We start from the raw sequence: 26692 nt of genomic DNA, 5'->3' as shown, positions 1-26692 counted from the left end.
CGAGGCGCGATATCGCGCCTCTACTTATTTAATCAAGTAGAGAAGTCGCATCATGAAAGGCATTATTTCTGTTCAATCACATGTTGTTTATGGCCATGCTGGAAACAGCTCGGCGGTGTTTCCACTGCAACGTATGGGTTTTGAAGTTTGGCCCGTTCATACGGTGCAGTTTTCTAATCATACGCAATATGCTCAAGGGTGGACTGGCCAATGCTTTCCGGCAGATGCCATCTCTGATTTAGTGAAGGGAATTGATGCAATAGGGCAGTTACAGCAATGCCAAGCTATTGTATCTGGTTATTTGGGCGATGCAGCTCAGGCAACCTCATTAATTGCCGCCGTAGACATGGTTAAACAAGTTAATCCAAGGGCGATATACGTTTGCGATCCTGTTATGGGTGACCCTGATAAAGGCTGTATTTTAGCAGAAGGTATTAGCGAGTATTTGGTTGAATATCTTATGCCAAAAGCAGATGTGATAGTGCCTAATCAATTTGAATTAAGCCGCTTTGTAGGGATGGAAATAACTAACTTAGATGAAGCTATCGCGGCGTGCCAGATGGCTTTAACTAAAGGGCCAAAGGTGGTGTTGGTTAAACATCTACATAGTTTATCAAAGCAGCAGTTTTGCATGATGATGGCTGATTCAAGTGGCTGCTATTTGGTTAAACGCCCTAATTTAGAGTTTGATAAAGCCCCTGTGGGCGTGGGCGATCTGATTTCGGCGCTATTTACCGGAGGTTTATTGAAAGGTTGGCCACCCATTATGGCTTTAGAGCATGCTAACAACGCGAGTTTTGGTGTATTAGAGGCTACTCGGCAATGTGGTGAGTGGGAGCTGCAAACTGTTTTTGCACAAGATCAGCTAAGCGAGCCTCGCCACAGCTTTGCTGCTTCTAAAGTGGCTTGAGGTAGAGACGATGTTTAATACAAAAACCTTAGTGCAGATTGTTTTGGCTACGTTAGTATTAAGTGCTTGTAGTTCGCATCATGAGCTAGACAAACGCGTAACCGAAAAGAACTATCAACAAGTAGCGTTAATAGCCGAGCAATCATTGAGTGAACCGTTGCGCTTTTGGGGCAATGAGGCACCAAATTTCCTATATAACAAAGACACTCATACTACAGTATTACGTACCTCATCCAGTTCGCTAAATATTCTTGCCTTATCTGGCGGGGGAGCAAACGGTGCCTATGGTGCTGGCATTATTAATGGGATGTATGAAAGCGGCAACTTACCTGATTTTGCTGTGGTCACAGGTGTAAGTGCTGGCGCTCTTATTGCGCCATTTGTCTTTGTAGGTGGCGACGACATTGTCACTATGAAAAACATCATGTTAGGTATTAGCGATAAGCGCATTTTGTCGAAGCGCAATTATTTAAATGCCTTATTTAAAGATGGGGTTAGTAATGGGCAAGGCTTAAACGAGTTTATTGCTGCAACGTTTGATGAGCAAATGATCGCTAAAATTGCTGCTACACATAACAGTGGTAAGCGCTTGTTTATAGGCACAACGCATTTTGATTCTGGTAGACAAGTTGTTTGGAACTTAGGTCAAATTGCGGCAAGTGATCATCCCAATAAGGATCAGCTGATTCATCAAGTGCTAAGTGCTAGCTCATCTATACCCGGCATTTTTCCTCCGCAGTTTATTGAAGTAAACGCTAGTGGCGAAAGCTTAGAAGAGATGCATGTAGATGGCGGTCTTAGTGCACAAATGTTTGCCGACCCAGCCGGGTTTGATTACAACAACATAGCCCAGGCATTAGGCATTGATAGCTCACCAAATATATATGTGGTGCGTAATGGCAGACTAGATCTACCTTATCAACATTTGAAGGACAGAGGTGTAGAGTTGCTTGGGCGTAGCGTTCAAAGCTTAACCCTAAATCAAAATCGTGGTGATCTATATCGAATCTTATATTTTAGTGAAAAGCATAACTTTAACACCAAATTCACCTACGTTACTGCAAACTTTACTGAGAAGAAAAAGGGTAAAAAAATGTTTGATGAAGACTATATGTTGGCGCTTTATAATTACGGTTTTACGAAAGCAATTAACCAGCAACAGTGGCACACAGAGTTACCCTAATAGTGCTCGCTTAGTTAATATGAGGCGAAGACAAGTTCATCTTGTTTCGCCCTTGTCACCTGATAACTTGTTCTCGTTATTAAGCTCTTCGTTGGTTAATGTACGCAACAACCAGTGATTCTACATCTTTCTTTATTTCCATTATCGCTTTAGAGCGCGGTGCCCAAAGCGCAATGGGAAACTGAAAATCATCTCTCACTTCGTTCAAGTTAAGCTTTTGTAGTTGTAATAAATCGCCCAGGTCTTCAATTGTGACCCTTGGCAATAATGACCATCCTACACCTTGCTGAACTAAGCTAAGCAATAGCGAGAAATCTTCGATAACTTCGTAATTAGATGACAATAAAATTTTTTGAGAGATCTCATCATCTAAATAAGCTTTTAGTATCAGCTGTTTACTGGTTTTCAAAGCACCAAATATTTGGTCGTTTGGTAACTCTGCCAGAGGGCTATTTTTAGCTGTGTAAAGACCGAAAGTAAGGTAACAAAGGAAAGTAATATCGAAACTCGTGATAGGGGTGCGTTGATCTACATTTACAAAGCCCAGTTGTATTGAATCATCTTCGATCCCTGCTTTAACCTCTTCCTTGGTTTTAATTAGAAAGTTAACCTTCATAGCGGGGTATTTTTCTAATAAAAGCTGGCGAATACTAACCAACACATCACTGGGAATTAGACTTGTATAGGCAATATTTAGGCACTCTAATTGCCCATAAGACAGGCTAAGTGCCATTTTGTTAAAGGATTTAGCTTGCTCTATTGTTACCTTGGCGTAGCTATATAAAAGTTGCCCTTCACTAGTGGGTTTAGCGCTTCTGCCAATTCGCTCAAACAGTTCTACTGCCAGCTGGTCTTCTAGATTGGTTATCACTTGGCCAATGGTGGTTCTGTGTTTGTTTAGTTTAACCGCTGCTTCACTAAATGAGCCCTTTTCATAAACCGCTACAAATGCTGCAAGCTGTTCCAGACTAAAATGCATGTGGATTTGATCCTTCAAGTCCGATTATCACTGAGCAAAGCATAGCACTATTCTAGGTAGCAATATAAACACCTTATCGTTTTAAAGAGCTATCCCATGAAAACTAAACAGAGCCTTGCCCGTGGCACCTTAATGGCAAACGTTGGCGCAGTGGCAGCGTCGATCCGTATCGCTGAACAACCGGATGCTCGGTACATTGAACAGAAGTATGCGCAAATACTTAATCAAGGTGCAGAACCTTTGTTACCTGTATCTGCTAGCTTGCAGGGATTTTCACTTGAGCAAATTCGTCATGCGCACAAAAACTTTAGCCCTAATCAATTTGTTATGGGGGGCAACGATGCACTTATTTATAACTCGTATTTAAATCGTTTTTTGCCGTCCTCGTTAGTGAATCCAGCGGAATCTAACCATCGACTTGATCGGTCGATTAACCCATTAATTGGCGAGGTAATAGGTAAAAACCAAACTTGTAGTTTAAACGACTATGTTTCTTTACCGGAAAGCCGAGTGCAAGGCTTAATTATTGTTCAGGCAGGTCAGGTGGTATTCGAGCTCTATCCAGGAATGAAAGCCGAGCAAAACCATGTATGGATGGGGCTGTCGAGTTTAGCAATTAGTATGGTGTTTGCTCAGTTTATTGATGAAGGGAAGATTGATATAGATAGATCTATAAGCGTATACCTTCCGGAGTTTCGCAATACCGAGTGGGACAGGGTGAGCATTCGTCAAGCGATTAATGGTACGAGTGGTTTAAACATTACTCCTACTCAACAGACAATGTTTGACCCAAATTCCTATATGTCTCGTTTCTTAGCGGCTCAATTTGGCCGGCCAAATGCATACACCGGTTATCAAGAAAACTGGCTCGACATTGTAAAACAAATTAAAAGAGAAAGAGGGGGGGCAGCTGCCAGTGAACAAGGGGTTGGCCCTATAACACGAGCCGTTTTAGCTTATATAGCCGAAGAAATTGAACAGCTGCCTTGGACACAAATTTTTGAAAACAGAATTTGGGGAAATATTAAAGCAGAGGCGCCGATGGTGGTGACCTTAGCGCCAGATGGTACCGCTTTAAGTCATGACTTTATATTGTCTTCGATAGAAGATGCAGCTCGCGTAGGAATGTTACTTTGTCCTAGTTGGCCAACTATTACCAATACCCTGGTATTGCCTGCCAAGCTTATGCATGACATGAGAAAACGAACTGGCTTAGCGCGAAACAGCGCGTCGCATGCATTTAATTTTGACAAGGTTTATGGCGATGGGGCGCGTTGCCTTCAAGGCTATTTTGGGCAAGGCATGTATATCGATACTAAGCGCGATTATGTTGCGGTGTATTTTTCGTCCCAAGCTTTTGAACCTTTGGGCTGCCCTTCAAAGATGATGGAGTATTTACGCGCGGCTGCAAATCAGTTTTATTAGTTTGAGGATGTGATCCTTCATTCGCGATTAACGCTTTAAAGTGGCTAGTTTTAAAATCTCCGCAAGTCCATCAACACGAAGACTAAACAATGTTTCAAGAATATTTACCTAAAGAAATAGTGCTTGGAGAGATTTACTTTCCACCACTACTGATTGCGTTTGGTGTCGCGTATTTAGCTGCAAACTTCACTATGGCTTTAATTCGGCGTATTGGAGGATGGAAGTACTTATATGCGCCAGTGCTCGTGGAGTTGTCACTATTAGTGATTTACACGGTAGCTCTCAGTCGCTACGTTTTTCCTGCCTAAAACACTAGGGAATTTAAATGAAAACTAAAATATTAACTGTATTGCTAGTGGTTGTTGCCGCTACGTTGGCAGGATTAAAGTACCAGCATTATCTTGCTAACCCTTGGACTCGTGATGCGTTGGTGAGAGCCAATATCGTAGAGATTACTCCTCGTGTTACTGGGCCGGTTGTTGCCATTTATATTTCGGATAACCAGCGAGTAAGAAGCGGTGAGTTGTTGTTTGAAATTGATGATAGCGTCTATCTAACGGCAAGCCAGCAAGCAAATGCAAATTTAGCCCAAGCAAAAGCAGTTTTAGCCAGGGCTAATAACGAACAACAGAGAATGAGCGCCCTAGAAAAACGCACTCCAGGCTCGGTACCGGTAATCACATTAAACAATTTGCAAAATGATGTTCTATCCGCTCAAGCAAATGTTAAGGCTGCGTCTGCTGCTCTAAAGGGGGCTGAGCTTAACCTAAGTTTTACAAAAGTGTATGCCAGCAAGGATGGTTACATTACCAACTTCAATTTAGCTGAGGGGGCACATGTAGTCGCTAATCAACCGGTTGTTGCTTTAATTGATGAAACCAGTTTTTGGATAGAAGGCTTTTTTAAAGAAACCGACATAGAAGAAATGCATAAGGGTAACCTCGCGCTTATAACCTTAATGAGTTACCCCGATACTCCGCTAACAGGCCAAGTAACTAGCATAGGTTATGGTATTGCTCAGGCTGATGGCGCAACTAGTACGCATATGTTACCAAGCGTGAATCCAAATTTTGAATGGATACGCCTTGCTCAGCGTTTGCCAGTTAAGATAACCGTGACAGAGTTACCCGCTAATGTACAACTAAGAGTAGGAACCACTGCTTCCGTTATGATCAACAAACAGGTCAGTGCTAATGAACGCAGCTAGTATAAAAGCTATAAAGGTAGCTGTTAGTCTAAGTTTAACCATTGTTCTTGCATTGAGCTTTGGTTGGGAGAAACCATACTGGGGAGCCATTGCTGTAATAATAATGGCTACAACAGAGAGTTATAGCCATGCCCTACATAAGGCAAGACAGCGAGTGATTGGCACAGCCAGTGGTGTAGTGCTGGGGTTTGCATTATTGGCTTTATTCGGCCAGCAGCGGGAACTGTTTTTGTTAAGCGAGCTTTTATTGGGGGGCACTGCCGCTTATATGTCTGCCCGCTCGAAATACGCTTATGTTTATAAGATGGCGTTTATAGTGGCAGTGATCGTCTCGTTAGCAAGTGGTTTAAGCCAATCGCTAAGTTTCAACATCGCAGTGCTTAGAGTGCAAGAAACGTTGTTAGGAGTAGTTGTTTATTCACTAGTTTTTAGCTTGTTGTGGCCAGAGGAGAAAGATCCTAAAACACTGCCGAAGCAAGTCCTTCTTAGCCAAGCAGAGGGGCGTTTACGTGCACTTAAGTTTGTTGTCGTTACCCTAGTAAGTTGGATGTTATGGATATATCTGCCTATGCCCGGTGGATTTATGTTTCCACTCATTGCTGCGACTATGGGCCTTAGTATTATCGAATTTCCTTACCACTACCTCAACAAGATATTAGGATTAGTCTATGTTTGGGCTTTTGTTGTGCTTACTCAGTATGTGTTTGTGTTACCACTTTTAGACAATGCATGGCAGCTTGGGACATTTTACTTTGTGAATACATTTGCCGTTTGGCGTTTGTTTCCAAAGGATAATCAAGTACCCATGAGGATCCTTGGCGGCCAGTTTCTAGTATTGCTAACGATGAACGCTCAGCACTTAAGGCCGGTATTTGATATAAATGCCTCATTGCAGATGCTGTTATTCCTGAGCCTAATTTTAATTATCGTTCGTTTTGTTATTCACTTTGTAGATACATTTTTTAGCACAAACATGTTGGCTGAGGCCAAGTGAGCCGAAAACAATTGTTAATTGGCATGCACTTTCTGCTCTTGGTAAACGCGTTGTATAGCGATAACCTTCTATTCATTACCACTATTCTGCAAAGGGCCCTTAGCTAGCATTAATCTTATTAGGTTGCGTTTTTGTGGTGCTGTCTTTGCAGCCTTCATCGAAGCTCTTTTGAGTATCTAATCCGAACAAGGATGTTGGGTGAGCTTGTCTTTATCTAGTTACCTATGCGGCGTTATCTCTTTTGTTAAAACCTACAAGTTTTTCAGTTAGCCAGGTATTGGATAAGGTTAATAATTAAACTGAGGATTCGATCCATCATCACTGATTAACGCCTTAATCTTACCTCTTTTATTCTACGTCCATCAGCAGAGCGGGGATTCGTTGCCCGCTCTATTTATTCGTTGACCTAACGTAATAGTTAGATAGGGACGTTTGCTTATACGTTTCGTTGATAAACCTTTTGAGTTTTTCAATTTGGAACTGTAATGACAACACTTTACAACACAACTTCAAGCTCTTGGATAAAAGCAGCATTACTATCTAGTTTCATGTTTTCTGCAACCGCATTTGCGGAACACGAAGACACCTCTAACTTAGAGAATGCAAATGAATTTAGCGAGTTGCGAGATTTAAATATTCCTGAACATCTTCCAGGCCTGGCCTTAAGTGATCTAGGACAAACTGAGCACTTTGTTGAGCACGTAACTAAAAGCTTTACAGGAAAGCATGGTACCGAAACAACAGAGTACTTTTTGGTCCATAGTACCGACCTTAAAGGCCGCATGAATCTGAACATTCGTTACAAAGAAGAAAGCCTAAAACACAGAAAGGGCTTATTAAAAGAAATCGAGAAGCTGGCGATGACAGAATACAAGTTGCGCCAATACGCGAGTACCTACGACAAAAGCTCTTTGCAGGTTGACCAGAATAACGATGGTAGTGCGACGGTTAGTTTTAACTATTCAAAGTTTGCTTTGCCCCAAGACTTAGCATTCTTCCGATTTATGCAAGTGAAAATGACGGTAAGAAACGGTTTAGTGAAAGAAATGGTTATTACCAATAATCAACCGTTCAAACACGATCTAGGAAAAGTAAACAAGTATCGCCAGGTACTTAAACTGGAAGTGTTAGATACCGGTGAGTACGTTATTAAACACAAAGAGGTAAACGCAACAGGTATATGTAAAGGCCATGCCTGCGAATTAGACATGGAAATCAAACCGGTCGCGTTTTACGACAACGCTGCGGGAGCCATTATTAAGGATCAGCAGTTACTTTCAGAGATGTCAGATCCTCGAGTGCGTGAAGAAAACGTAAAATTAGAGAATGTTCTTCCATTTTTTGGCGATACGTTACGTAGAAAGGGCATCGACTTGCCAAAACCTTATGGGTTTTCTATGGCTTACCGTGGCCAAGAAACTAACTTCGATTTTACCAGCTTTAGTGTTTTTGGTTTAAGCCCAGCACTTTTAGAAACTTTCTTTGACCCAGAAAAAACTCATGCGGTAGTAAATACCGAGAGCTTTACCCTTCGTGGAGACGCCTACATCTTGCCATTTTGGAATGTATTTGGCTTGGTAGGAAAGCTAAACGTAGATGCCGATGTACAAGCCCATTTTAAAGGCATCGACCAGTGTATTGGTTTGGTGGTTGGAGACAAGTGTTTAGGTGAACACATTTACGTTCCGTCGGGTGATTTTAATGTTCCAATTCACCTTCAATATGACTTACTTGGTGCAGGCACCACCTTGTCTATCGGATATAAAAACTTATTCGCCTCGCTAACTGGCACTGTGACCAAAACCAAAATGAATGGTGCAGATGATTGGGGTGGCAGTATTTTTACCGCGCAACCGATGCTTGGTTACCAGTTTCAGCAACAACGAGCTCAAGTGTTTATTGGTGCTGAATATCAAGGATACGATGACTACATGACAGGTACTGTACGTTTCCAAGGTATTGAAATGGACTATAACGTAGGTATTCGCAGTCAACGTTGGGCTGGCCTCATTGGCTTTAATAAAGAGCTAGACAAAAACTTCAATATCACTGGCATTGTTAACATAGGTAAAGATCGCACTGCAGCAACCTTAAATGTTGGTTACCGTTTCTAAGTATTGTTGAGCAAGGATGCTCGTTTAAGTTCTCTATCTTCACGTTCAAATTTAGGTTCCTTATGCACTCTATTAATCAATGTGTAGCCAATCTAGTTTCTAACTTTTGGCAAATTAGGTCGTTGGTGGTACTAGGATTGTTTTGTATGTTAACGGGGTGCTCAAGTGCACCACCGCCAATAGCTGAAGACTTAACTAGCAACTGGCAGCCCGAGACTGTGCCTGCTCAAGTCTATTTAATACCAAATGGGAAAGAGGCGTTAGCTAATCGCATAGCGGCTGTTCGAAACGCTAAGTCTTACGTATTGCTGGAGTATTTTACTTGGGACCATGACCTAAGTGGTGCCTACTTATACAGAGAACTGAGAATGGCCGCCGACAGAGGTGTAAAAGTAAAGTTAGTTCTTGATGACCTACTTGAATTTAATGATATGTGGTTAAGAACATTGGCCGCTCACCAAAACATTGAAATACGCATTTTTAATCCTTTTGAAGCGCGTCAGCTGGGCTGGTTTAGCCGCATGTTTGACTTTCAGATCCATAAAAACAAACGTAATCATCGCTTACATGAAAAGCTACTACTAGTGGATGGTGATTTAATGATTACTGGTGGACGTAATATCGGTGATAGTTATTTTGAATACAGTAAAAAAGCAAACTTTTTCGATTTGGACTTGTTGGTAAAAGGAGCTGTGTTAGCGGCCTTTGAGAAAAACTTTAATCAGTTGTTTCAGAGTGAGAGTGCGGTTGATGTTCAGATCTTAGTGGGGAAACCAAGGGCAGAAGAGCGCGACAATTTTTTAGCGGGTTTTACCAAGCTTGCCAACAAATACCCATTGCAGCTAGCTGCGATTGCGGCCAGTGTATTAGCTATCGCTGAACCCGAATACACTTCTGTTGAAGCGACCGCTTTGTTTGATTCACTTAATAAACTTGAAGACAAACAACCTTATCATCGAGAGCGTTTGGCTAAAACTATGCAGCAGAAGCATAAGCAGATTGACCAGCTAGTTATATCTACACCGTATTTATTGCCTAAAGCCGTTGGAGAAAGTGATATACAAAGATTCAAGCAATCTGGTGCAGAGGTAACAGCAATTACTGCTGGTAAAACGGGCAGTGATTCAGCGTTTGTTGGAGCGTATTACTCACCCTATCGTAAACAGTTATTACAACAAGACGTTAAAATCTATGAGTTTGCTCCAGACAAAGAGAAAGGACACGCTAAGCATTATTACCACGTAAAAGCGATGGTTGTGAATAAGCAGTGCAGTTATGTTGGGTCCTCTAATTTTGATCCGCGCTCCGATCATCTTAATCTCGAGTTTGGTTTATACCTATGCGGAGAAGACTTTGCAGAACAGTTAGAAGACTATTTGTTCCAAGATCGCGATACCCATTTGTGGCAACTTGGATTGAGCGAGAAAGGAGAGACTATTTGGCTGCAAGGAAAACAACAGCGCATTAAGGCGTCAGGGAGCAAAATAAGCGATGCGATATATCGCTCGCTGGGTTTAGTTTACGATCTCTAAGTTAACGGGCTTGTTGTTGCAGTTCTTCAAGCCAATGTTTGTGATAGCTATTAATTTGCTTGGGAAGAAAAAACTTGGTGAGCCAGCTTATTCCATTACGTTGGGTTGTTTCAGTAATAATTGAACAGCCGTCTGCTTGGCAGCCTAACTTCCAAGCATGGTACATATCTATACTGCCAGATTTGCCTTTCCAAGCGATTTTTTTGTTAGGCACAAATTCGACCACTGTACATTCAAATTGAAGCTTTTTAGTTTTCCAAAGAAAGACCGTGCCTTTTTCTAACTCTAAGCCGTTACCGTTTAACAGCTGCACAGAGGTCGCTTTATTCTTCCAGGTTGGCCAACACGGCGCCTTAATCAAACATGCCCAAACTCGCTCTGCAGGGACTTTGTTAGGCACAGCATTTTTAACATGAATTTGCGCGTTTCGAGGATGATAGTAATCTGGCCAGTTAATCTTTGTTTCCTTGAGCATTCGCTTCACCATAATGAGTCAACAAGCAATATCGACATAAAAGAGCTTACATTTATATATTGTAGCGCAGGGTGTAATTGCTTTTGTTTGGTTCGCATATATTGCGTTTTAACTATGTTAACGAGTGAAGCAACTTTCTCCAACTAAGCATAAAAAGTGCGCCTATCCAATAAGTTATATCGATACAACTTTGACGGATTTAGTCCTACAAACAAGATTTAGCACTACGCCAAAGTAAGTTTAAAGTAGCGTAATTCCTTCCAAAGCTGAATGTGTCAGTTTTAGAGTTAAACAAACAACTAAGTAATTAAACAAAGGCTACTAATGAAAACTACATGGGCGGCGATGGCGCTGTCGGCTTTGTCTATTAGCATTTATTCAACCGATAGCACTGCCTCATATTTTGACGAAGTTGATGGACAGTTTGATTTGGGCCATCACCTTGCAGAGAATGCCTATGGCTTTTTGCCTATTCCTATTCTAATAACTGAACCTGCTGTTGGCGTTGGTGGCGGTGCTATGGGGCTATTTCTTCATGAAACCGAAGAAGAAAAAATAGCCCGTAAGAAGCTAGCGATGTCTTCCCTAGATGGTGGTGCGCAGTTGATACCCTCGGCAATTACTTTAGTGGGAGCAGCAGGCACCGAGAATGGTACTTGGTTTGCTTTTGCCGGGCATCGACATTCATGGATGAAGGATTCAATCCGTTATACCGGCGGAATGGGCTTAGGGAAAGCTAATCTGAACATTTATAAAGATCTGTCTTTAGGTGATTTTACTAAAAGCATGCAAATTGGTACTAAAACCGAGGGGGCTTTAGCTCTGCAAAAGCTACAGTTTCGTATCGCTGATACTCCTCTGATGTTGGGGGCTAAGCAAATTGTAGGTGTAAGCAAGGTAACGTTCGATACTGGTAACTCTAACGCGGATAAGTTGCTAAATGGTTTGTTAGGTAAGGTGTGGGGGGATGAGTCTTTCACTTCTGGTCTAGGTTTTATTGCCGAATACGACACCAGAGATAACATTTTTTACCCAACTAGGGGTTATAAACTAAACGCAGATTACATGATTTACGATAAAAAACTGGGCAGCGATTGGGACTACCAAAATTTGAATGTGGATGGAGAGGTGTATCTTCCATTAGGTCGAAAATGGAACCTAGCTTTTGCTGGCAATTATCAGCTATTCAGTTCTGATGAATTGTTTTTATCACCCACAGCGCGACCCTATGTAGGCTTGCGAGGGGTATCCGCCTATCGTTATCAAGGTGACGAGATTCATACAATACAATCGCAACTTACTTACTCGATTGATCACCGTTGGACGATCTCGGCTTTTTATGGTGCTGGACAAGCTCTACAGGAAAGTGATTTAGCTACAAATGAAAGCGTACAGTCTGTGGGCGCAGGCTTTCGTTATCAAATCGCGCGAAGATATGGACTGCGCCTAGGGATGGATTTTGCCTACAGCGGCGACGAAAGCGCTGTGTATTTCCAAGTAGGGAGTGGTTTTTAAACCCTAGGTGGATACTAACCAAATTCCCACTCCAATCATGAGCGTTCCGGAGATGCGGTTTAACAAGCGTACATTGCCGCTTTTGTTTAAGAATAGCCGTAAGGTTTTTCCACCGGTTGCATAAAGAGTCATACATACAAACTCAGAAATTAGAATTATGCCCACCAATATACTCAGTTGCAGGGGAAGGGCTTTGTCCGCTTGGATGAAAGGCGGTAACAGTGAAATCATAAAGGCCCAACCTTTAGGATTCGCTATTGCTGTTACCAGCCCCTGAGTGGCTAATTGCCAAGGGCTAACTTGTGCTTGCTGTTCGATTTTTTCGGGTATGGCCATCTTTCCGCGAGAGCGCCACATTTGGATCCCTAAGTAACCAAGGTAGCTGCCGCCAAGCCATTTTAGCAATGTAAACACATCTGGGTAACGCAGCATAATTGCAGCAACACCAAGTACAGCTAGCACCGCAACTATGCCTACTCCTATCATTTCACCTAGCATCATCCAAAAGGTGCGGCGCAGCCCAATGGTCATGCCTAAGGTCATCGCTAGCGTCATACACATGCCAGGTGTAATAGAAACGAAGAAGAAGGTAGGGATAAAGATGAGTAGGGTAGACAGATCCATGGAGTAACCAACAGCATTTTTCAAAGGCTACAGTGTACTCTTTTTATTCTTAGATAAAAGTTGCCAGAACTATTCGTTGTCTTTGGTTAGTTGTATGGCTACAAAATTTGGCGGTGCAGATAAAGGCCAGTTAAATGCGGTTTGCTTTGGTCTAGATACCATAAAAATAGTTCCAACTCTGCTTTTTCTCCCCAGTGGAAGACTAGATAGAATTATCAAAAGAACAAATAGTTAGCCAAGATTAAGGAGAGAAAACTACGCCATTTACTCGCATGATTAACCACTAACTGTGGCGCGTGTTTATTTCGTGGTTTTGGTTGAATAAAGGTTTTTATTCTTGCTGTGGGGTTTGGTTGATCTTGTTGGTAATATTATCATTTGTCATGGGCTGTTTTTTGAACTGTGTCACTAAGCTGACTTTAATAAGCACTTGACTGTAAATTGAACTGATTTAGGTCAAAAATTCTTCAGATCTAGCGTTCTACAGTATAAGGACAATAAATGGATTTAATGTTCTTACAAGGAGTAGGTAATGAAAAACCGTTGGCTTATCGCAGCATCTGCCGTTGGGCTACATGCCTCTATCGGTTCGGTATACGCGTTCAGTGTATTCAAGAAACCCCTAGGTCAGCTGTTGGAGTCAGCGACCAACAATGAAATTGCTTGGACCTTTAGTTTTGCGATTTTCTTTCTCGGCTTATCTGCAGCGATTATGGGTCACTTCGTTGAGAAGAATGGTCCGCGCAAAGCCGGTATGCTCGCAGCTACATTTTTCGGCGGTGGCTTATTAATTGCGGGTTTTGGCGCCTATATTCAAAACCTTTATTTGATCTGGCTCGGCTATGGTGTGCTAGGCGGTATAGGTTTAGGGATTGGATATATTACTCCCGTATCTACGTTAGTTAAGTGGTTCCCTGATCGGCGTGGTCTCGCCACTGGCTTAGCGATTATGGGCTTTGGCTTTGGCGCTATGGTAGCAGGCCCGGTGTTTAACTTTATTATTGAAACCTTTACTGTTGAGGGCAATGGTATTGCTTACACTTGGTGGATCACCGGAGTTGTATATCTAGTTATCATGTTTGCGTCTGCGTCTTATTTAGAGCGGCCACCACAGGGTTGGATGCCAGATGCAATGAAGGCTGCGGTTGAGTCAGGTGAAAAGAAAGTTGTAGAGGATTTAACCCAACTAACGGCCAACGAAGCGGTTAAAACTGGTCCCTTTTATGGCTTGTGGGTGATGATGTTTATTAACATTTCCTGCGGCATTGCAGTTATTTACGCGGCCTCTCCCTTGGCTCAAGAGAGCATTGGATTAAGCCCGGCGGAAGCTGCTGGTGTGGTTGGTCTAATGTCGCTGTTTAATGGACTCGGTCGAATTTCTTGGGCTTCGCTATCTGATGTACTTGGTCGCCCAAATACCTATATGATTTTCTTCTTAATTCAAATTGTTGCCTTCTGTTTACTGCCAAACATTACCAGCATCATTTTGTTCCAGGTTGTCCTATACACCATTCTAACTTGCTACGGTGGTGGCTTTGCAACGCTGCCTGCCTTTATTGGAGATTTATTCGGTACTAAGGAGCTGAGTGCGATTCATGGCTACGTGCTTACCGCTTGGGCGCTGGCTGGTTTGGCTGGCCCACAGATCGCAGCTTATGTTAAAACAACAACTGGAAGCTACGAGATGACCCTCTACATTTTTGCTGGTGTATTTGTTATCGCTTTAATAGCGTCTTTGCTGATGAAGTCTTACATGACACGCGCGCGTGCTGAAATGGATGTGGCAGCGCAAACGGCTCACGCCTAAGAAATGTTGCGGTAACTATAAAAAAGGGGCTGTGAGCCCCTTTTTTAGTCACTAAAGAGTGTGGTCGCCATTAGACAAAGAGCTTTTTCAGATTGGGTGCTCTTGAGTCTATAACTTCATGGCTGTGTTTGGTAAGTGGCATGAATTCGTATCTTTAGTGGGTATTCCCGATAGCTTGTTTCTTATCAAACTGAACACATTTACAAGGTTTCAAAGAGCCGAAAATTGCCAGTTAGCACTATTTTGTTAAATGAATCCTAGATAGTAATTTTGTTTCTGAAGCTTTAGAATTGGCCTGTTAGCAGAGTTCTGCATTATTTTTAACCAAGGAATCTTGAATGATCATTGCAAAAGACGACGTTGCCGTTTTTGAATACACTGTAACCGCTAATGGCGAACAACTTGATACTTCCGAAGGCAAAGAGCCTTTGGCAATTATTGTTGGTCATGGTCAGTTAGTACCTGGCTTAGAGCAAGCGCTAGTTGGCAAGCAGGTTGGCGACAAGTTTGATGCAGATATTGCTGCCGAAGATGCTTATGGAGAGCGTAACGATAACCTTGTTCAAGCTGTGCCAAAGACTATGTTTGGTGATGTTGAAGTGGAAGTAGGCATGCAGTTTCGCGCTACTACCGACGAAGGTGAGCAATCGGTAATTATTATCGGTATGGAAGAAGGCGAAGTAATTGTTGATGGCAACCACCCATTAGCCGGAATCGATTTGGCTTTCTCAATTGAAGTGACCGAAGTTCGTAAAGCGACTGAAGAAGAGTTAGCTCACGGCCATGTTCACGCTGCTGGTGGCTGTGGTCACCACCACTAAGCCTGCTAGAGTTGGTCTTCTATTGGTAGAAGACCAACTATCCAAGCTTGAAACTTTCGCCATGCACTGGCTTTAGGCTCACTATCGTAGCGTATTTCAGCTTGCTCCCTAAATGTTTCTACCCACTCCAATTGCCGCTTGTCATCTAGCTCTAACAAATAACTTTTAAATGGCAATTCGTCATGCACCCCGTTAAACACAAGGTATGCTAAATTGGGGCAGGTGAGTAACAAGCCCATCTCGGTATTTAGATTGATAGAGCGTGGATCCCAATTAAAAGAACCTATAAAGAGCTTTTCTTCATCAATTACAAAAACTTTGCTATGCAAACTTGCCCTAGATGCACCTTTACCAAAAAAAGCTAAGCGTTGTTTTTGCTTTGCATCTGGTTTTACTTCATAAAGAAATACATTCCCTTCTACCAAGCGTTTGCGATACTTTTTGTAACCAGAGTGAACGGCTGCGACATCGGTTGCTGCAAGAGAATTGGTAATCACACTTACGTCTATGCCTTTGTGGGCAAGTTCTATTAAACCGGAGGTACCTTCTTCGCCGGGCACAAAATAAGGCGAGCTAAGTAAAATACTTTGCTCTGACTGCTCAAGTACACTGGCTAAATTTGTTGATACATCGCTAGCAAAGTCCTCATCTTTATTGGGATGATCAACTAGTAGACTGCCGTCACACCAATATAGATAATCGCGAAAGGTTTTATCTTCAATTAGTTTAGCGTAACGCAAATGGGCAACAACAAAAGATTTAACACTGTTTTTAAAAATCTGTTGTTCTAAACGGCGATATTGAGCTTGTATGTCTATTGGCTTGGTATTTAAGGATTCAATAGGATAGCTTCGAATGTTATTCCAATAGAGATCAAAGGCTTGGTTTACTTCATCGACTATCGGCCCTAGGGCAATGGCATCGATGTCAGAGAACTCTAGATCATCTTTAGCGCTAAAGTATTCATCGCCAATATTGCGTCCGCCTACTACGGTAATTAGGCCATCGATAGTTAGCGATTTATTGTGCATGCGGCTATTTAAACGTTCAAAGTCACCCACCATGTTTGTTGCTCTAAAGGTGCGGTCGTAAAATGGGTTGAAGACCCTTACTTCGATATTGTCATGCAAGGCCATGGCTTTGAGAACATCGTCGTAATTGGAGGTATTAATGTCGTCAATTAGCAGGCGAACCCGTACTCCTCGGTCAGCAGCCCCAATTAAGTTGCCGAGGAAAATGGCTCCCGTCATGTCTTCTTTAATCATGTAATACTGCGCATCAATGCTTAGTTGCGCTTCTTCAATTAATGCAATTCTAGCGGCGAAGGCACTTATGCCATCAGACAGAACCGCAATGCCATTTTTACCTGGTTGATATTGGGTAATTTGATTTACTTTGAATTGATTTTCGGACTCGACACCGGGCTTAATGGTGTAGCTTGGCTGCTTATATTGTTGAATTAGCTCGTCAGATGGGCGCTGGGCACAGGCAAAAAGCAGTTGGCTGACAAAAAATATTAAAAGTAGGTGAGCGCTAGGCCGCTGCAATTCCATATGCTTCTTCAATAAGTAACTCGCTAAATATTAAAAGAAATTTTAGGTTATTTGTGATCATTTAGCTAGCGAGTTGACAGAGCTAGAGCGTGTAATTGTTAACTTGCTGTTAATCCGTTTCCTAGCAACTAAAATAACGTATATAATGTCGCGCTTGATTTTACGAGACCAATTTTTATGCAAACTGCGCCAACTCTATTTAAACCTGAAACTTGCGTGAATCGTCAGCGTGCTGCTGCGCCATTCTTACCTATGTCACGTAAGGAAATGAAAACCTTAGGTTGGGATAGCTGTGACATTATTTTGGTAACCGGTGACGCTTACGTTGATCACCCCAGCTTTGGCATGGCAGTTATTGGCCGTATGTTAGAGGCTAAAGGCTTCAGGGTTGGGATTATTGCTCAGCCAGAATGGACCAGCAAAGATGCCTTTATGAAACTAGGCAAGCCCAATTTATTTTTTGGGGTAACTGCTGGCAACATGGATTCGATGATCAACCGCTACACGGCAGACAGAAAGCTACGTCATGACGATGCTTATACGCCAAATAATGAAGGGGGGAAACGCCCCGATCGCGCCGTAATTGTATATTCGCAACGCTGTAAAGAAGCCTACAAAGATGTGCCAGTGGTACTTGGCGGAATAGAAGCAAGCTTACGCCGTATTGCCCACTATGATTACTGGTCTGATAAAGTGCGTCGCTCGGTACTGTTTGATGCAAAAGCAGAGCTGCTTATCTACGGGAATGCTGAGCGTCCTTTGGTCGAAGTCGCACACCGCCTTAGCCAAGGTGAGGCAATTAGCGAACTAAATGATGTTCGTGGAACGGCGATTATTCGTAAAGAAGCGTTGCCCGGTTGGAGTGGCTTAGATTCAAGCCATCTAGATAAGCCTGGAAAAATTGACCCTATTCCTAGCCCGTATGCCGAAATAGAGGAAAGCTGTTCGAGTAAAGAGGCCGAGACAGTTGACCCCAAAGAAGCCGAGCAAGCTAAACCGATTGTTGTGCAATTGGAAAAGAAACGCCCTTGGGAAAACGTATATATTAATTTGCCGGCGTTTGAGCAAGTTAAAGTTAACCAAGTGCTTTACGCCCATGCTTCTCGGATTTTCCACTTAGAAACTAACCCAGGCTGTGCCCGAGCATTAGCTCAGCGCCATGGCGATAGAATTGTTTGGCTTAACCCTCCTGCGTTGCCGTTAAGCACTGAAGATATGGATGGCGTGTTTGGTTTGCCTTATCAGCGTGTGCCGCACCCAAGTTACGGCAAAGCTAAGATCCCTGCCTACGACATGATTAAGTTTTCAATTAACATCATGCGTGGTTGTTATGGTGGTTGTACTTTCTGTTCAATTACCGAGCACGAAGGGCGAATTATTCAAAGCCGCTCAGAAGATTCCATCATCAACGAGATCGAGCAGATCAGAGATCAAGTTCCTGGATTTACAGGCGTTATTTCTGATTTAGGTGGCCCAACGGCCAATATGTATCGACTAAATTGTAAAAGCCCAAAAGCCGAAGAAACTTGTCGCCGCTTGTCTTGTGTTTATCCGACTATTTGTCATCACATGGATACCGACCATACACCAACTATCGACCTGTATCGTAGGGCTCGAAAGGTGGAAGGGATCAAAAAGATTCTTATTGCTTCTGGTGTGCGTTACGACCTTGCCATTGAAGACCCTCGTTACGTTAAGGAACTCGCGTTACACCACGTTGGTGGCTACCTAAAAATTGCGCCAGAGCATACTGAGGAAGGCCCGTTATCTAAGATGATGAAACCGGGTATGGGCACTTATCATAAGTTTAAAGAGCTGTTTGATAAATACTCGAAAGAGGCCGGTAAAAAGCAGTACTTGATCCCTTATTTTATCTCGGCGCATCCTGGCACTAAAGATGAAGACATGGTGACACTGGCATTGTGGTTGAAGAAGAACAAATTTCGACTTGATCAGGTACAGAACTTCTATCCATCACCGCTTGCTAACGCTACAACTATGTATCACACCGAGCGTAATCCGCTGCATAAGGTGAGTCATACTAGCGAGCGTGTATCGGTAGCCAAGAAGGGCCGTCAGCGTCGCTTGCATAAAGCCTTACTGCGTTATCATGATGAAAAAAACTGGCCAATTATTCGAGAAGGCTTAACCAATATGGGCTTAACTAAGCTTATTGGCAGCGGCTTGCATCATTTAGTGCCTGCAGATAATAAGCGCGGTGGTCGTGGTGCTGGTAATCGTGGTTACAAAGGGGCGAAAAACAGCAACTTTGCTGCAACACGTTTTACTAACAAACAGTTCAAGCAAACGCGTTAATAAAAAAAGCGGCGTAAGCCGCTTTTTTTATTTCAAGTGTCTAAGTACGTCTAAAGCTACGCAGCTTACTAGGGCGTAGACTGCCCATCTGATCAGAGAATATTCGTCAGCGTTTAGATGGTTAACCGGTTTAAAAAACATTCTTAAAGGGTTTAACCAGTCTTGATGGCGTTTTGCGTGCAAAAACATCGCCCTTAATGCGAAGCTCATCGCCAAAAAAAGGCAAGCGGCTTCGCTTATAAGTAGCGCGTTAATCATAATAATTAAGCTATATGCTCAAGATACATCACGGTGAGTTCTACTCGTGATTTTGCATTAAGCTTGCGTAATAGACTTTTCACATGCACTTTCACCGTTCCTTCGGTAATTTTCAGCGTTGATGCTACTTCGCGGTTACTAGCGCCTTTAGCAATCTCGTTAAGCGTTTGTAGTTCACGTTTGGTAACGGATTCTAGTTTCTCGGCAAATTCGTCAGTTTCGTGCAAACAGCTAAGGAAGGGCATTAGCTCTTCACTTAAAACTTGTTTACCGGCTGCAGCTTGTTTTAGTTGTTCGTGCAACTGCTCAGGTTCCATATCCTTAAGCAAGTAGCCGTCGGCCCCAGCGTTAATTAGATTAATAACGTCTTGCTTTGAATCTGACACGGTGAGAATAATGATGGTAGAGCTAACCTGTTTTTCACGAAGCAGTTTTAAAGTATCTAAGCCTGATAAGCCCTTCATGTTCAAGTCTAATAGCACCACGTCGGGTTCTAGCTCGCTGCAAAGTTCTACGGCCAGAGCACCGCTGCCTGCTTCAGCAACAACGTTAAACTCAGGTTCGATGCTCAAAAACTGCACAATGCCTTTACGCATTAACGGGTGGTCATCTACAACAAGAATGTTGATTGGGTCGCTCATAGCTTGCAAGATCCTTAATTACTCTTTCTAGGAAAGGTGAGTTTTACCGAAACACCACCGGACAACGATTGCTCAAAACGAATATCTCCATCTAAACGCTGAGCACGTTCTTGCATAATTTGCAGTCCGTAATGGTCGTTAACTTGTTTTAGTTTGCCGCCCTGTAAGCCGTTATCTGCTACTTCAACAGAAATAAGCTCAGAGTCGCCAACACATTTAACCCAAATTTTATCACAGTCAGCATGTTTTAAAGCGTTTATGATCGCTTCTCGAACAATTTGTATTATGTGAATTTGCTTATCAGCTTCAACCATATCGTTTGATATATTTGTCTCAAGTTCAATGACTTGAGAGTTCTGGGTGTTTAACTCTTCTACTAATACTTGTAGTGATTCAACTAACAGGGCACTTTTAATGGTTAAGCGGAAGGTAGAAAGTAACTCTCTCAGTTGGATGTATGCCGCACTTAGTACCGATTGTATTTCTTCACTAATCTCCATGCTTTGTTGGCAATCGCAGGGAGTTTGCTTAAGTTGGCGTTGTAATAAGCTAGTTTGAATTTTTAAGTAAGATAAGGTTTGAGCCAAGGAGTCGTGTAACTCTCGAGCAATAGTGGCGCGTTCTTCCATTAGCAACAATTTTTGTTTTTGTAACAAGCTTTGTTCAAAACGCAGAACTTTTGTCACGGTGCGGCAGTAACTGGTAACAATCGCCGCTCTGTCTTGAGGGACCGTTGGCAACTGTAAAGAGCCGTATTGCTCTTGGTTAAGTTGTAAAGATATTGGTTCTTCAAATTGCACATTTTGGTGCTGTAACTCTACCTCTATGTCTAACTTGTCGATGTATAGTTTGGCACCCTCTATTCCTAGAGTTTCGCAAAGTAACTTTAGCGACTGCTCTAAATGCTCTTCATTTAGGGTACTGTTAAACAGAGTTTGCTCTAGGTTATATAAGAAGTTTAAATCGCGGTTGGCACGGCGTAGTTCTTTGGTTTTAGCTTTAACCTGGTTTTCAAGGGTTTGGTAAGAGTGATCTAAGTCTTGCGACATAGACATTATGCCCTTGGCCAAGGTTTCCATTTCAATACTGGCATAGGTAGTTGGGACTGATATTTTAAAATCACCCTGTTGCACTTGTTTGGCCGCTTCTACCAATCGGTAAATGGGTTTTGAAATATTTCGTTGAATGTAACAAAGGGTATAAACAGCGATAAATGTAATGATGGCAAAAGCGATTAATTGAAGCAGGGTAAGAGAGAAGACTTTGGATTCGGAGTTATACTGAGTTTCTGCTACAAATTGGTCGATTAGGTCGACAAATCCCACGATCTCGTGGTCAAATTCATCAATGTTCTTTTCGATAACAAAAGGTTTAAGCTGTACCCAACGTTGTTTTACTTCGAGGTAACGCTGCGCGATCACATCGTTGTGTTTTGCAGCCTTAGTTAATGCATCACTGTTTAGTGAGGTCTCAAACTGCTGCATTTTTCGTTCTACTTGTTTGTCGTAAACGTTTAAGGCGTGTGCCATTCGATAACTCTGCATACGCAAAGACCCAGCAATATTTATCGCTTCTGCATCATTTAGACTGTTTACTAATGTGGTTAAGGAGCCAATCGCCACTAGGGCAAATAGAAACATCATCACACTTAACAAGCGGATTACCGCTGTGCCAATCGAGCGTTTACCAAAAAAACGTTTCAAAAATAAGTCCTTTTAATTCAACAAGCTTATCCAACTAATATCACAAAGCAAGTGTAACCGTTTAAGAAAGCACTTAACAAATTAAGATTTATTGCATAGCATTAAAGTATCACCGAAGTCTAAATCGACCTAAGTCACAATGATATGGCGTTTAGGCCCTTAGCATCGACTAAGCAGGGTAGAGTTCAGAAATGGCTTTGCCTCCCGCATTTGGAAAGGTTGATTTATGTTATCGGATTCATTTTCCCGAAAATTTTTCTATTTGCGTTTGTCGCTTACCGACGAATGTAACTTCAAATGTAACTATTGCTTACCTGATGGTTATCATTGCGAAACGCCCCATAGTAATCTCAATTTATCTGAGATAGCTCAGCTTGCTGAATGCTTCGCTAAATTAGGCACAAACAAAATTCGTCTTACCGGCGGAGAACCAAGCCTAAGAAAAGATTTAGTCGAGATCATGGAAGTATGCGCAAATACTACCGGCATTCAGCAACTTGCGATGACTACCAACGGCTTTAAACTGGCGAATAACGCTAAGCGCTGGCGTAATGCGGGGCTTACTCATGTAAATGTAAGTGTTGATAGTTTAGATCCACGTCAGTTTGAGTTAATCACCGGTACCAAAACTTTCACTAAAGTGATGGCCGGAATTGATGCAGCACTAGAGCAAGACTTTACTGCGGTAAAACTCAATGCTGTGCTCATAAAGCAGATGGCCCAGCAAAACTTTCGAAAGTATTTGGAGTGGATTAAAGACCGCCCGGTTGAAGTCCGTTTCATTGAGTTAATGCAAATGGGTGATCAGCCCGATTATTTCCACAAACATCATGTTGCTGGCTCTGGATTTAAACAACTGCTACTCAACGAAGGTTGGGAGCAGCAAATTCGAGCGCATAACGCTGGGCCTGCTCAAGTCTTTCAGCACCCTGATTACGCCGGCAAAATTGGCCTTATCATGCCTTATTCCAAGGATTTTTGTGCTACCTGTAATCGCCTACGCATTTCTTCTCAAGGTAAACTGCATTTGTGTTTATTTGGGGAAGAGGGAGTAGAGCTCCGCGACTTACTGCAAAACCCATCTCAAATAGACGTATTAAGTAAGCGTATTGAAGATGCATTACAAACTAAAAAAGTTAGTCATTTCCTTCACGACGGTAATACCGGCGCTACTCCACATCTCGCATCAATAGGCGGATAAGTTTTAGTGCGTGATAGAAATCACGCACTATACTTGATCTAAATCAATCATTTGAGCAAACACCCCTTAAGGGGTATGTTTTTGATTGTTAATAAAATTTACGCTTAACCCCAAGAAATTTAGGGTGGTTTTACCAGTAATGTTAAAGCCTGATTTCGTAAGGAAAACTGATGTCTGTAGACCTGTCTAAACGTCGTATGTTTAGTACTAACAAAGCGCTTCGCAGTAAACAACATCACTCTCTACCTTGGTTACAGAAGACAATAGAGTCTGGTTGTACGCAATGTGGAGAATGCGTCAAAGCATGCCCTGAACAGATTATTGTTAAGGGTAATGGCGGTTTTCCAGCAGTTGATTTCACCAAAGGTGAGTGCACATTTTGTTACGACTGTGCAACGTCTTGCCCCGAGTCTTTGTTTCACCCGAAGCAGCAACCTGCTTGGTCTAATTCTGTTGACGTTAATGCCTCTAAGTGTCTGGCACAAAACGGTGTTTATTGCCGAACGTGTAGTGATTCCTGTGAGCAAAGGGCCATTAGCATTAAGCCATTACTAGCGGGAAAAGCAGAGGTAAAAATTAATTCTGAGCACTGCAACAGTTGCGGTGCTTGTATTTCAGTATGTCCAAGCCAAGCCATTGAAATAAAGGAAGTTGGATGAACGAAGAGTACCATATTAGTAGTGCGGTGGTGTTGTGCCAACCAGACCGTATTAAAGAAGTCATCGACCAAATTAGCGATCTGGAAGGACTAGAAGTACACGGTTTTAACCCCGAGGGGAAAATCGTTGTTTCTATCGAAAGTCAGACACGCAATAACATCGTCACCACCCTAGAAGACATCGGAAAATTGGAAGCAGTACTAAGCAGCAACCTAGTATTTCACCAATTTGAACCAGCTAATGAGGAAGTATCATGAAATGGACTCGCCGACAGTTTGTTAAAGCGAATGCGGTAAGTGCCGCAGCCACCGTTGCCGGTATTAGTTTGCCAGCAAGTGCCACCAACTTAATTACTTCGTCAGAAGAAACAAAAGTGAAATGGGATAAAGCTCCTTGTCGTTTTTGTGGTACTGGCTGTAGCGTATTAGTGGGGTCTCAAAACGGCAAAGTGGTTGCCACCCAAGGTGACCCAGAATCTCCAGTGAACAAAGGCCTTAACTGTATTAAGGGTTACTTCCTTTCTAAGATCATGTACGGCAAAGACCGCTTAACAACGCCCTTGTTACGGATGAAAGACGGCAAGTTTGATAAAAATGGCGAATTTGCTCCAGTATCTTGGGATCAAGCCTTCGATATTATGGCTGAGAAGTGGAAAAAAGCACTTGCCGATAAGGGGCCAACTTCAGTAGGTATGTTTGGCTCTGGCCAATGGACCGTTTGGGAAGGTTACGCTGCTGCTAAACTTCATAAAGCCGGTTTTTTAACTAACAACATCGACCCTAATGCGCGTCACTGTATGGCTTCGGCTGTTGGTGGTTTTATGCGCACCTTCGGTATTGATGAGCCTATGGGCTGTTACGATGACCTTGAAGCTGCAGATTCGTTTGTGCTTTGGGGCTCAAACATGGCTGAAATGCATCCAATTTTGTGGTCTCGCTTAACCGATCGCCGCTTGTCTGCGCCACACGTTAAAGTTCACGTACTGTCTACCTTTGAACATCGCAGCTTTGAATTAGCTGATAACGGCATGGTGTTTACGCCACAAACCGATTTGGCAATTCTTAACTACATCGCGCACTACATCATCGAGAATGACAAAGTTAATTGGGACTTTGTAAACAAACATACTCACTTCAAACGCGGTGAAACAGATATTGGCTACGGACTACGTCCAGAGCATCCATTACAAAAAGCTGCGGCTAACCCTGATTCAGGAAAAATGACCGATATGAGTTTCGACGAATATCGCGAATTTTTGCAAGATTATAATGTCGAAGCGGTGGCGAAGCTTTCTGGCGTACCTGCCGAGAAATTGGAAGCGCTAGCGAAAGATTATGCCGATCCAAATGTTAAAGTCACTTCGTACTGGACCATGGGCTTTAACCAACATACTCGTGGGGTATGGGCAAACAACTCGGTGTACAACATTCACTTGTTAACCGGTAAAATCTCAGAGCCTGGCAACAGCCCATTCTCACTAACTGGCCAGCCATCTGCATGTGGTACCGCCCGTGAAGTGGGTACTTTCTCGCATCGCTTGCCAGCTGATATGGTAGTGGCTAATCCAAAACACCGCAAAATTGCAGAAGACATTTGGAAGCTACCAGAAGGAACCATTCCGCCTAAACCTGGTTACCACGCTGTATTGCAGAACCGTATGCTTAAAGACGGCAAGCTGAACGCTTACTGGGTTATGTGTAATAACAACATGCAAGCCGCGCCAAATATAAATGAAGAGGGTTTGCCTGGTTACCGCAATCCTGAAAACTTTATCGTGGTATCCGACCCTTACCCAACAGTTACTGCCCAAGCAGCCGACCTTATTTTACCAACAGCAATGTGGGTAGAAAAAGAGGGCGCTTACGGTAACGCTGAGCGTCGTACCCAATTCTGGCACCAGCAAGTATCTGCACCGGGTGAAGCTAAATCAGACTTATGGCAATTGGTTGAATTTTCTAAGCGCTTTAAGGTTGAAGAAGTGTGGCCTGCAGAGTTAATAGCTAAAAAACCTGAATATAAAGGGAAAACCTTATACGACATTTTGTTCCGTAACGGCGTAGTTGATCAATTCCCTGTTGAACAAGTAAACGCCGAGCTCAATGACGAAGCAAAAGATTTTGGTTTCTACGTTCAAAAAGGTTTATTTGAAGAATACGCTGAGTTTGGTCGCGATCACGGCCACGATCTAGCACCATTTGATACTTACCATGAAGTACGTGGTTTACGCTGGCCTGTGGTTAATGGCGAAGAAACACGTTGGCGTTTCCGTGAAGGCTCTGACCCTTATGTAAAAGCTGGTGAAGAGGTTAACTTTTACGGTAAACCCGATGGCAAGGCACTAATTATTGCTACGCCTTACGAACCTGCGGCTGAGTCTCCAGATGAAGAATACGATCTGTGGTTAAGCACTGGTCGCGTATTAGAACATTGGCACTCAGGTTCTATGACGCGCCGAGTTCCAGAGCTATATCGAGCGTTCCCTGATGCGGTATTGTTTATCCACCCAGAAGATGCAAAACAACGTGGTTTTAAACGTGGTGATGAAGTGATGATTCAATCACGCCGCGGTGAAGTTAAATCACGAATTGAAACTCGTGGCCGTAACCGTCCACCTAAGGGTTTAGTGTACATGCCTTGGTTTGATGCCAAGCAGCTCACCAACAAATTGACCCTAGATGCAACAGATCCGCTTTCTAAAGAAACCGACTTTAAGAAGTGTGCTGTTAAGTTAGCTAAGGTTTAACGCTATTAAAAGCATTGAAAGCCCCTCGCTTT

22 protein-coding genes and 1 riboswitch are annotated in these 26692 nt (G+C 42.8%); of the genes, 16 read left to right on the top strand and 6 right to left on the bottom strand.

All coding sequences use genetic code 11. The features are described from left to right. Positions 1–52 precede the first annotated feature (52 nt). A complete protein-coding gene (gene pdxY, locus K5609_RS11685) occupies positions 53–910 on the top strand; it encodes a pyridoxal kinase PdxY (RefSeq protein WP_221073808.1) in 858 nt (285 codons plus the stop codon). Between the two features lie 10 nt (positions 911–920). Then, positions 921–2093 (top strand): patatin-like phospholipase family protein, encoded by a 1173-nt coding sequence (locus K5609_RS11680; RefSeq protein ID WP_246611841.1) that lies wholly within the window; start codon positions 921–923, stop codon positions 2091–2093. A 79-nt stretch (positions 2094–2172) separates the two neighbouring features. Here K5609_RS11680 and K5609_RS11675 read toward each other — a convergent pair whose 3' ends face one another. Next, positions 2173–3072: a LysR family transcriptional regulator gene (locus tag K5609_RS11675; protein ID WP_221073807.1), complete on the bottom strand. Its 900-nt coding sequence runs from the start codon at positions 3070–3072 to the stop codon at positions 2173–2175. Between the two features lie 96 nt (positions 3073–3168). On the opposite strand from K5609_RS11675, the gene K5609_RS11670 reads away from it, so the two are divergent. From K5609_RS11670 to K5609_RS11645, 6 genes are all read left to right on the top strand, one after another. Next, positions 3169–4497 carry a serine hydrolase domain-containing protein gene (locus K5609_RS11670; RefSeq protein ID WP_221073806.1) on the top strand — a complete coding sequence of 443 codons (1329 nt, stop codon included), beginning with the start codon at positions 3169–3171 and terminating at the stop codon, positions 4495–4497. A gap of 89 nt (positions 4498–4586) precedes the next feature. Continuing rightward, positions 4587–4805 (top strand): DUF1656 domain-containing protein, encoded by a 219-nt coding sequence (locus tag K5609_RS11665; RefSeq protein ID WP_221073805.1) that lies wholly within the window; start codon positions 4587–4589, stop codon positions 4803–4805. Between the two features lie 17 nt (positions 4806–4822). Further along, positions 4823–5704, top strand: coding sequence for an HlyD family secretion protein (locus K5609_RS11660; RefSeq protein WP_221073804.1), 882 nt, complete (start codon positions 4823–4825; stop codon positions 5702–5704). Beyond that, positions 5691–6698 carry an FUSC family protein gene (locus K5609_RS11655; RefSeq protein ID WP_221073803.1) on the top strand — a complete coding sequence of 336 codons (1008 nt, stop codon included), beginning with the start codon at positions 5691–5693 and terminating at the stop codon, positions 6696–6698. The genes K5609_RS11660 and K5609_RS11655 overlap by 14 nt, the downstream gene beginning before the upstream one ends. 485 nt (positions 6699–7183) lie before the next feature. After that, positions 7184–8812, top strand: coding sequence for a hypothetical protein (locus K5609_RS11650; protein ID WP_221073802.1), 1629 nt, complete (start codon positions 7184–7186; stop codon positions 8810–8812). Positions 8813–8958: 146 nt separating this feature from the next. Further along, entirely contained in the window at positions 8959–10344 is a 1386-nt protein-coding gene (locus K5609_RS11645) for a phospholipase D-like domain-containing protein (RefSeq protein WP_221073801.1), read from the top strand. A gap of 1 nt (position 10345) precedes the next feature. Here the strand turns inward: K5609_RS11645 and K5609_RS11640 are convergent, their stop codons facing one another. Then, a complete protein-coding gene (locus K5609_RS11640; protein ID WP_221073800.1) occupies positions 10346–10819 on the bottom strand; it encodes an SRPBCC family protein in 474 nt (157 codons plus the stop codon). Positions 10820–11143: 324 nt separating this feature from the next. On the opposite strand from K5609_RS11640, the gene K5609_RS11635 reads away from it, so the two are divergent. Beyond that, positions 11144–12334, top strand: coding sequence for a BamA/TamA family outer membrane protein (locus K5609_RS11635; protein WP_221073799.1), 1191 nt, complete (start codon positions 11144–11146; stop codon positions 12332–12334). Positions 12335–12337: 3 nt separating this feature from the next. On the opposite strand, the gene K5609_RS11630 is transcribed toward K5609_RS11635, so the two are convergent. Then, the gene (locus tag K5609_RS11630) at positions 12338–12958 is read right to left on the bottom strand and encodes a LysE family translocator (RefSeq protein WP_221073798.1); all 621 of its coding nucleotides are present in this window, start codon (positions 12956–12958) and stop codon (positions 12338–12340) included. Positions 12959–13490: 532 nt separating this feature from the next. On the opposite strand from K5609_RS11630, the gene K5609_RS11625 reads away from it, so the two are divergent. Both K5609_RS11625 and K5609_RS11620 read left to right on the top strand, forming a co-directional pair. Further along, the gene (locus tag K5609_RS11625) at positions 13491–14765 is read left to right on the top strand and encodes an L-lactate MFS transporter (protein WP_221073797.1); all 1275 of its coding nucleotides are present in this window, start codon (positions 13491–13493) and stop codon (positions 14763–14765) included. A gap of 338 nt (positions 14766–15103) precedes the next feature. Next, complete coding sequence (locus K5609_RS11620) at positions 15104–15586, top strand: FKBP-type peptidyl-prolyl cis-trans isomerase (protein WP_221073796.1); 483 nt, start codon at positions 15104–15106, stop codon at positions 15584–15586. Positions 15587–15591: 5 nt separating this feature from the next. On the opposite strand, the gene K5609_RS11615 is transcribed toward K5609_RS11620, so the two are convergent. Then, complete coding sequence (locus tag K5609_RS11615; RefSeq protein WP_221073795.1) at positions 15592–17151, bottom strand: phospholipase D family protein; 1560 nt, start codon at positions 17149–17151, stop codon at positions 15592–15594. Positions 17152–17316: 165 nt separating this feature from the next. Between K5609_RS11615 and K5609_RS11610 the strand changes: the two genes are divergently transcribed. Next, positions 17317–19455 (top strand): YgiQ family radical SAM protein, encoded by a 2139-nt coding sequence (locus K5609_RS11610; RefSeq protein WP_221073794.1) that lies wholly within the window; start codon positions 17317–17319, stop codon positions 19453–19455. 263 nt (positions 19456–19718) lie between these two features. On the opposite strand, the gene narL is transcribed toward K5609_RS11610, so the two are convergent. Together narL and K5609_RS11600 are read right to left on the bottom strand one after the other, a co-directional pair. Further along, entirely contained in the window at positions 19719–20354 is a 636-nt protein-coding gene (narL, locus tag K5609_RS11605; RefSeq protein WP_221073793.1) for a two-component system response regulator NarL, read from the bottom strand. A gap of 14 nt (positions 20355–20368) precedes the next feature. Further along, a complete protein-coding gene (locus K5609_RS11600; RefSeq protein WP_221073792.1) occupies positions 20369–22057 on the bottom strand; it encodes a type IV pili methyl-accepting chemotaxis transducer N-terminal domain-containing protein in 1689 nt (562 codons plus the stop codon). Positions 22058–22155: 98 nt separating this feature from the next. Then, a riboswitch (molybdenum cofactor riboswitch) is annotated at positions 22156–22294 on the top strand. Here K5609_RS11600 and moaA point away from each other — a divergent pair. The 4 genes from moaA to napA all read left to right on the top strand — a co-directional run bounded on the left by moaA (position 22284) and on the right by napA (position 26660). Then, positions 22284–23258, top strand: coding sequence for a GTP 3',8-cyclase MoaA (gene moaA, locus K5609_RS11595; RefSeq protein ID WP_221073791.1), 975 nt, complete (start codon positions 22284–22286; stop codon positions 23256–23258). Its footprint overlaps the riboswitch before it by 11 nt. A gap of 170 nt (positions 23259–23428) precedes the next feature. Beyond that, positions 23429–23917: a ferredoxin-type protein NapF gene (napF, locus tag K5609_RS11590; RefSeq protein ID WP_221073790.1), complete on the top strand. Its 489-nt coding sequence runs from the start codon at positions 23429–23431 to the stop codon at positions 23915–23917. Next, positions 23914–24174, top strand: a complete 261-nt coding sequence (locus K5609_RS11585) for a chaperone NapD (RefSeq protein WP_163133666.1) — start codon at positions 23914–23916, stop codon at positions 24172–24174. The genes napF and K5609_RS11585 overlap by 4 nt, the downstream gene beginning before the upstream one ends. Further along, on the top strand, positions 24171–26660 hold the full coding sequence (napA, locus tag K5609_RS11580; RefSeq protein ID WP_221073789.1) for a periplasmic nitrate reductase subunit alpha: 2490 nt from the start codon (positions 24171–24173) through the stop codon (positions 26658–26660). Before K5609_RS11585 ends, napA begins: the two co-directional genes overlap by 4 nt. Positions 26661–26692: the final 32 nt, after the last annotated feature.

The organism is Agarivorans aestuarii (assembly GCF_019670125.1).
In the GTDB taxonomy this organism is placed as follows: domain Bacteria; phylum Pseudomonadota; class Gammaproteobacteria; order Enterobacterales; family Celerinatantimonadaceae; genus Agarivorans; species Agarivorans aestuarii.
The sequence above is the reverse complement of the archived record's forward strand: the minus strand, read 5'-3'. Positions and strand labels throughout refer to the sequence as shown.

What these genes read in the sequence shown, in the direction of transcription:
- pdxY (WP_221073808.1), top strand. Translation starts at nt 53, where the DNA reads ATGAAAGGCATTATTTCTGTTCAATCACATGTTGTTTATGGCCATGCT.
- K5609_RS11635 (WP_221073799.1), top strand. Translation starts at nt 11,144, where the DNA reads ATGAAAACTACATGGGCGGCGATGGCGCTGTCGGCTTTGTCTATTAGC.
- K5609_RS11660 (WP_221073804.1), top strand. Translation starts at nt 4,823, where the DNA reads ATGAAAACTAAAATATTAACTGTATTGCTAGTGGTTGTTGCCGCTACG.
- K5609_RS11610 (WP_221073794.1), top strand. Translation starts at nt 17,317, where the DNA reads ATGCAAACTGCGCCAACTCTATTTAAACCTGAAACTTGCGTGAATCGT.
- moaA (WP_221073791.1), top strand. Translation starts at nt 22,284, where the DNA reads ATGTTATCGGATTCATTTTCCCGAAAATTTTTCTATTTGCGTTTGTCG.
- K5609_RS11645 (WP_221073801.1), top strand. Translation starts at nt 8,959, where the DNA reads ATGTTAACGGGGTGCTCAAGTGCACCACCGCCAATAGCTGAAGACTTA.
- napA (WP_221073789.1), top strand. Translation starts at nt 24,171, where the DNA reads ATGAAATGGACTCGCCGACAGTTTGTTAAAGCGAATGCGGTAAGTGCC.
- K5609_RS11650 (WP_221073802.1), top strand. Translation starts at nt 7,184, where the DNA reads ATGACAACACTTTACAACACAACTTCAAGCTCTTGGATAAAAGCAGCA.
- K5609_RS11620 (WP_221073796.1), top strand. Translation starts at nt 15,104, where the DNA reads ATGATCATTGCAAAAGACGACGTTGCCGTTTTTGAATACACTGTAACC.
- K5609_RS11640 (WP_221073800.1), bottom strand. Translation starts at nt 10,819, where the DNA reads ATGCTCAAGGAAACAAAGATTAACTGGCCAGATTACTATCATCCTCGA.
- narL (WP_221073793.1), bottom strand. Translation starts at nt 20,354, where the DNA reads ATGAGCGACCCAATCAACATTCTTGTTGTAGATGACCACCCGTTAATG.
- K5609_RS11630 (WP_221073798.1), bottom strand. Translation starts at nt 12,958, where the DNA reads ATGGATCTGTCTACCCTACTCATCTTTATCCCTACCTTCTTCTTCGTT.
- napF (WP_221073790.1), top strand. Translation starts at nt 23,429, where the DNA reads ATGTCTGTAGACCTGTCTAAACGTCGTATGTTTAGTACTAACAAAGCG.
- K5609_RS11680 (WP_246611841.1), top strand. Translation starts at nt 921, where the DNA reads ATGTTTAATACAAAAACCTTAGTGCAGATTGTTTTGGCTACGTTAGTA.
- K5609_RS11585 (WP_163133666.1), top strand. Translation starts at nt 23,914, where the DNA reads ATGAACGAAGAGTACCATATTAGTAGTGCGGTGGTGTTGTGCCAACCA.
- K5609_RS11675 (WP_221073807.1), bottom strand. Translation starts at nt 3,072, where the DNA reads ATGCATTTTAGTCTGGAACAGCTTGCAGCATTTGTAGCGGTTTATGAA.
- K5609_RS11665 (WP_221073805.1), top strand. Translation starts at nt 4,587, where the DNA reads ATGTTTCAAGAATATTTACCTAAAGAAATAGTGCTTGGAGAGATTTAC.
- K5609_RS11670 (WP_221073806.1), top strand. Translation starts at nt 3,169, where the DNA reads ATGAAAACTAAACAGAGCCTTGCCCGTGGCACCTTAATGGCAAACGTT.
- K5609_RS11655 (WP_221073803.1), top strand. Translation starts at nt 5,691, where the DNA reads ATGAACGCAGCTAGTATAAAAGCTATAAAGGTAGCTGTTAGTCTAAGT.
- K5609_RS11625 (WP_221073797.1), top strand. Translation starts at nt 13,491, where the DNA reads ATGAAAAACCGTTGGCTTATCGCAGCATCTGCCGTTGGGCTACATGCC.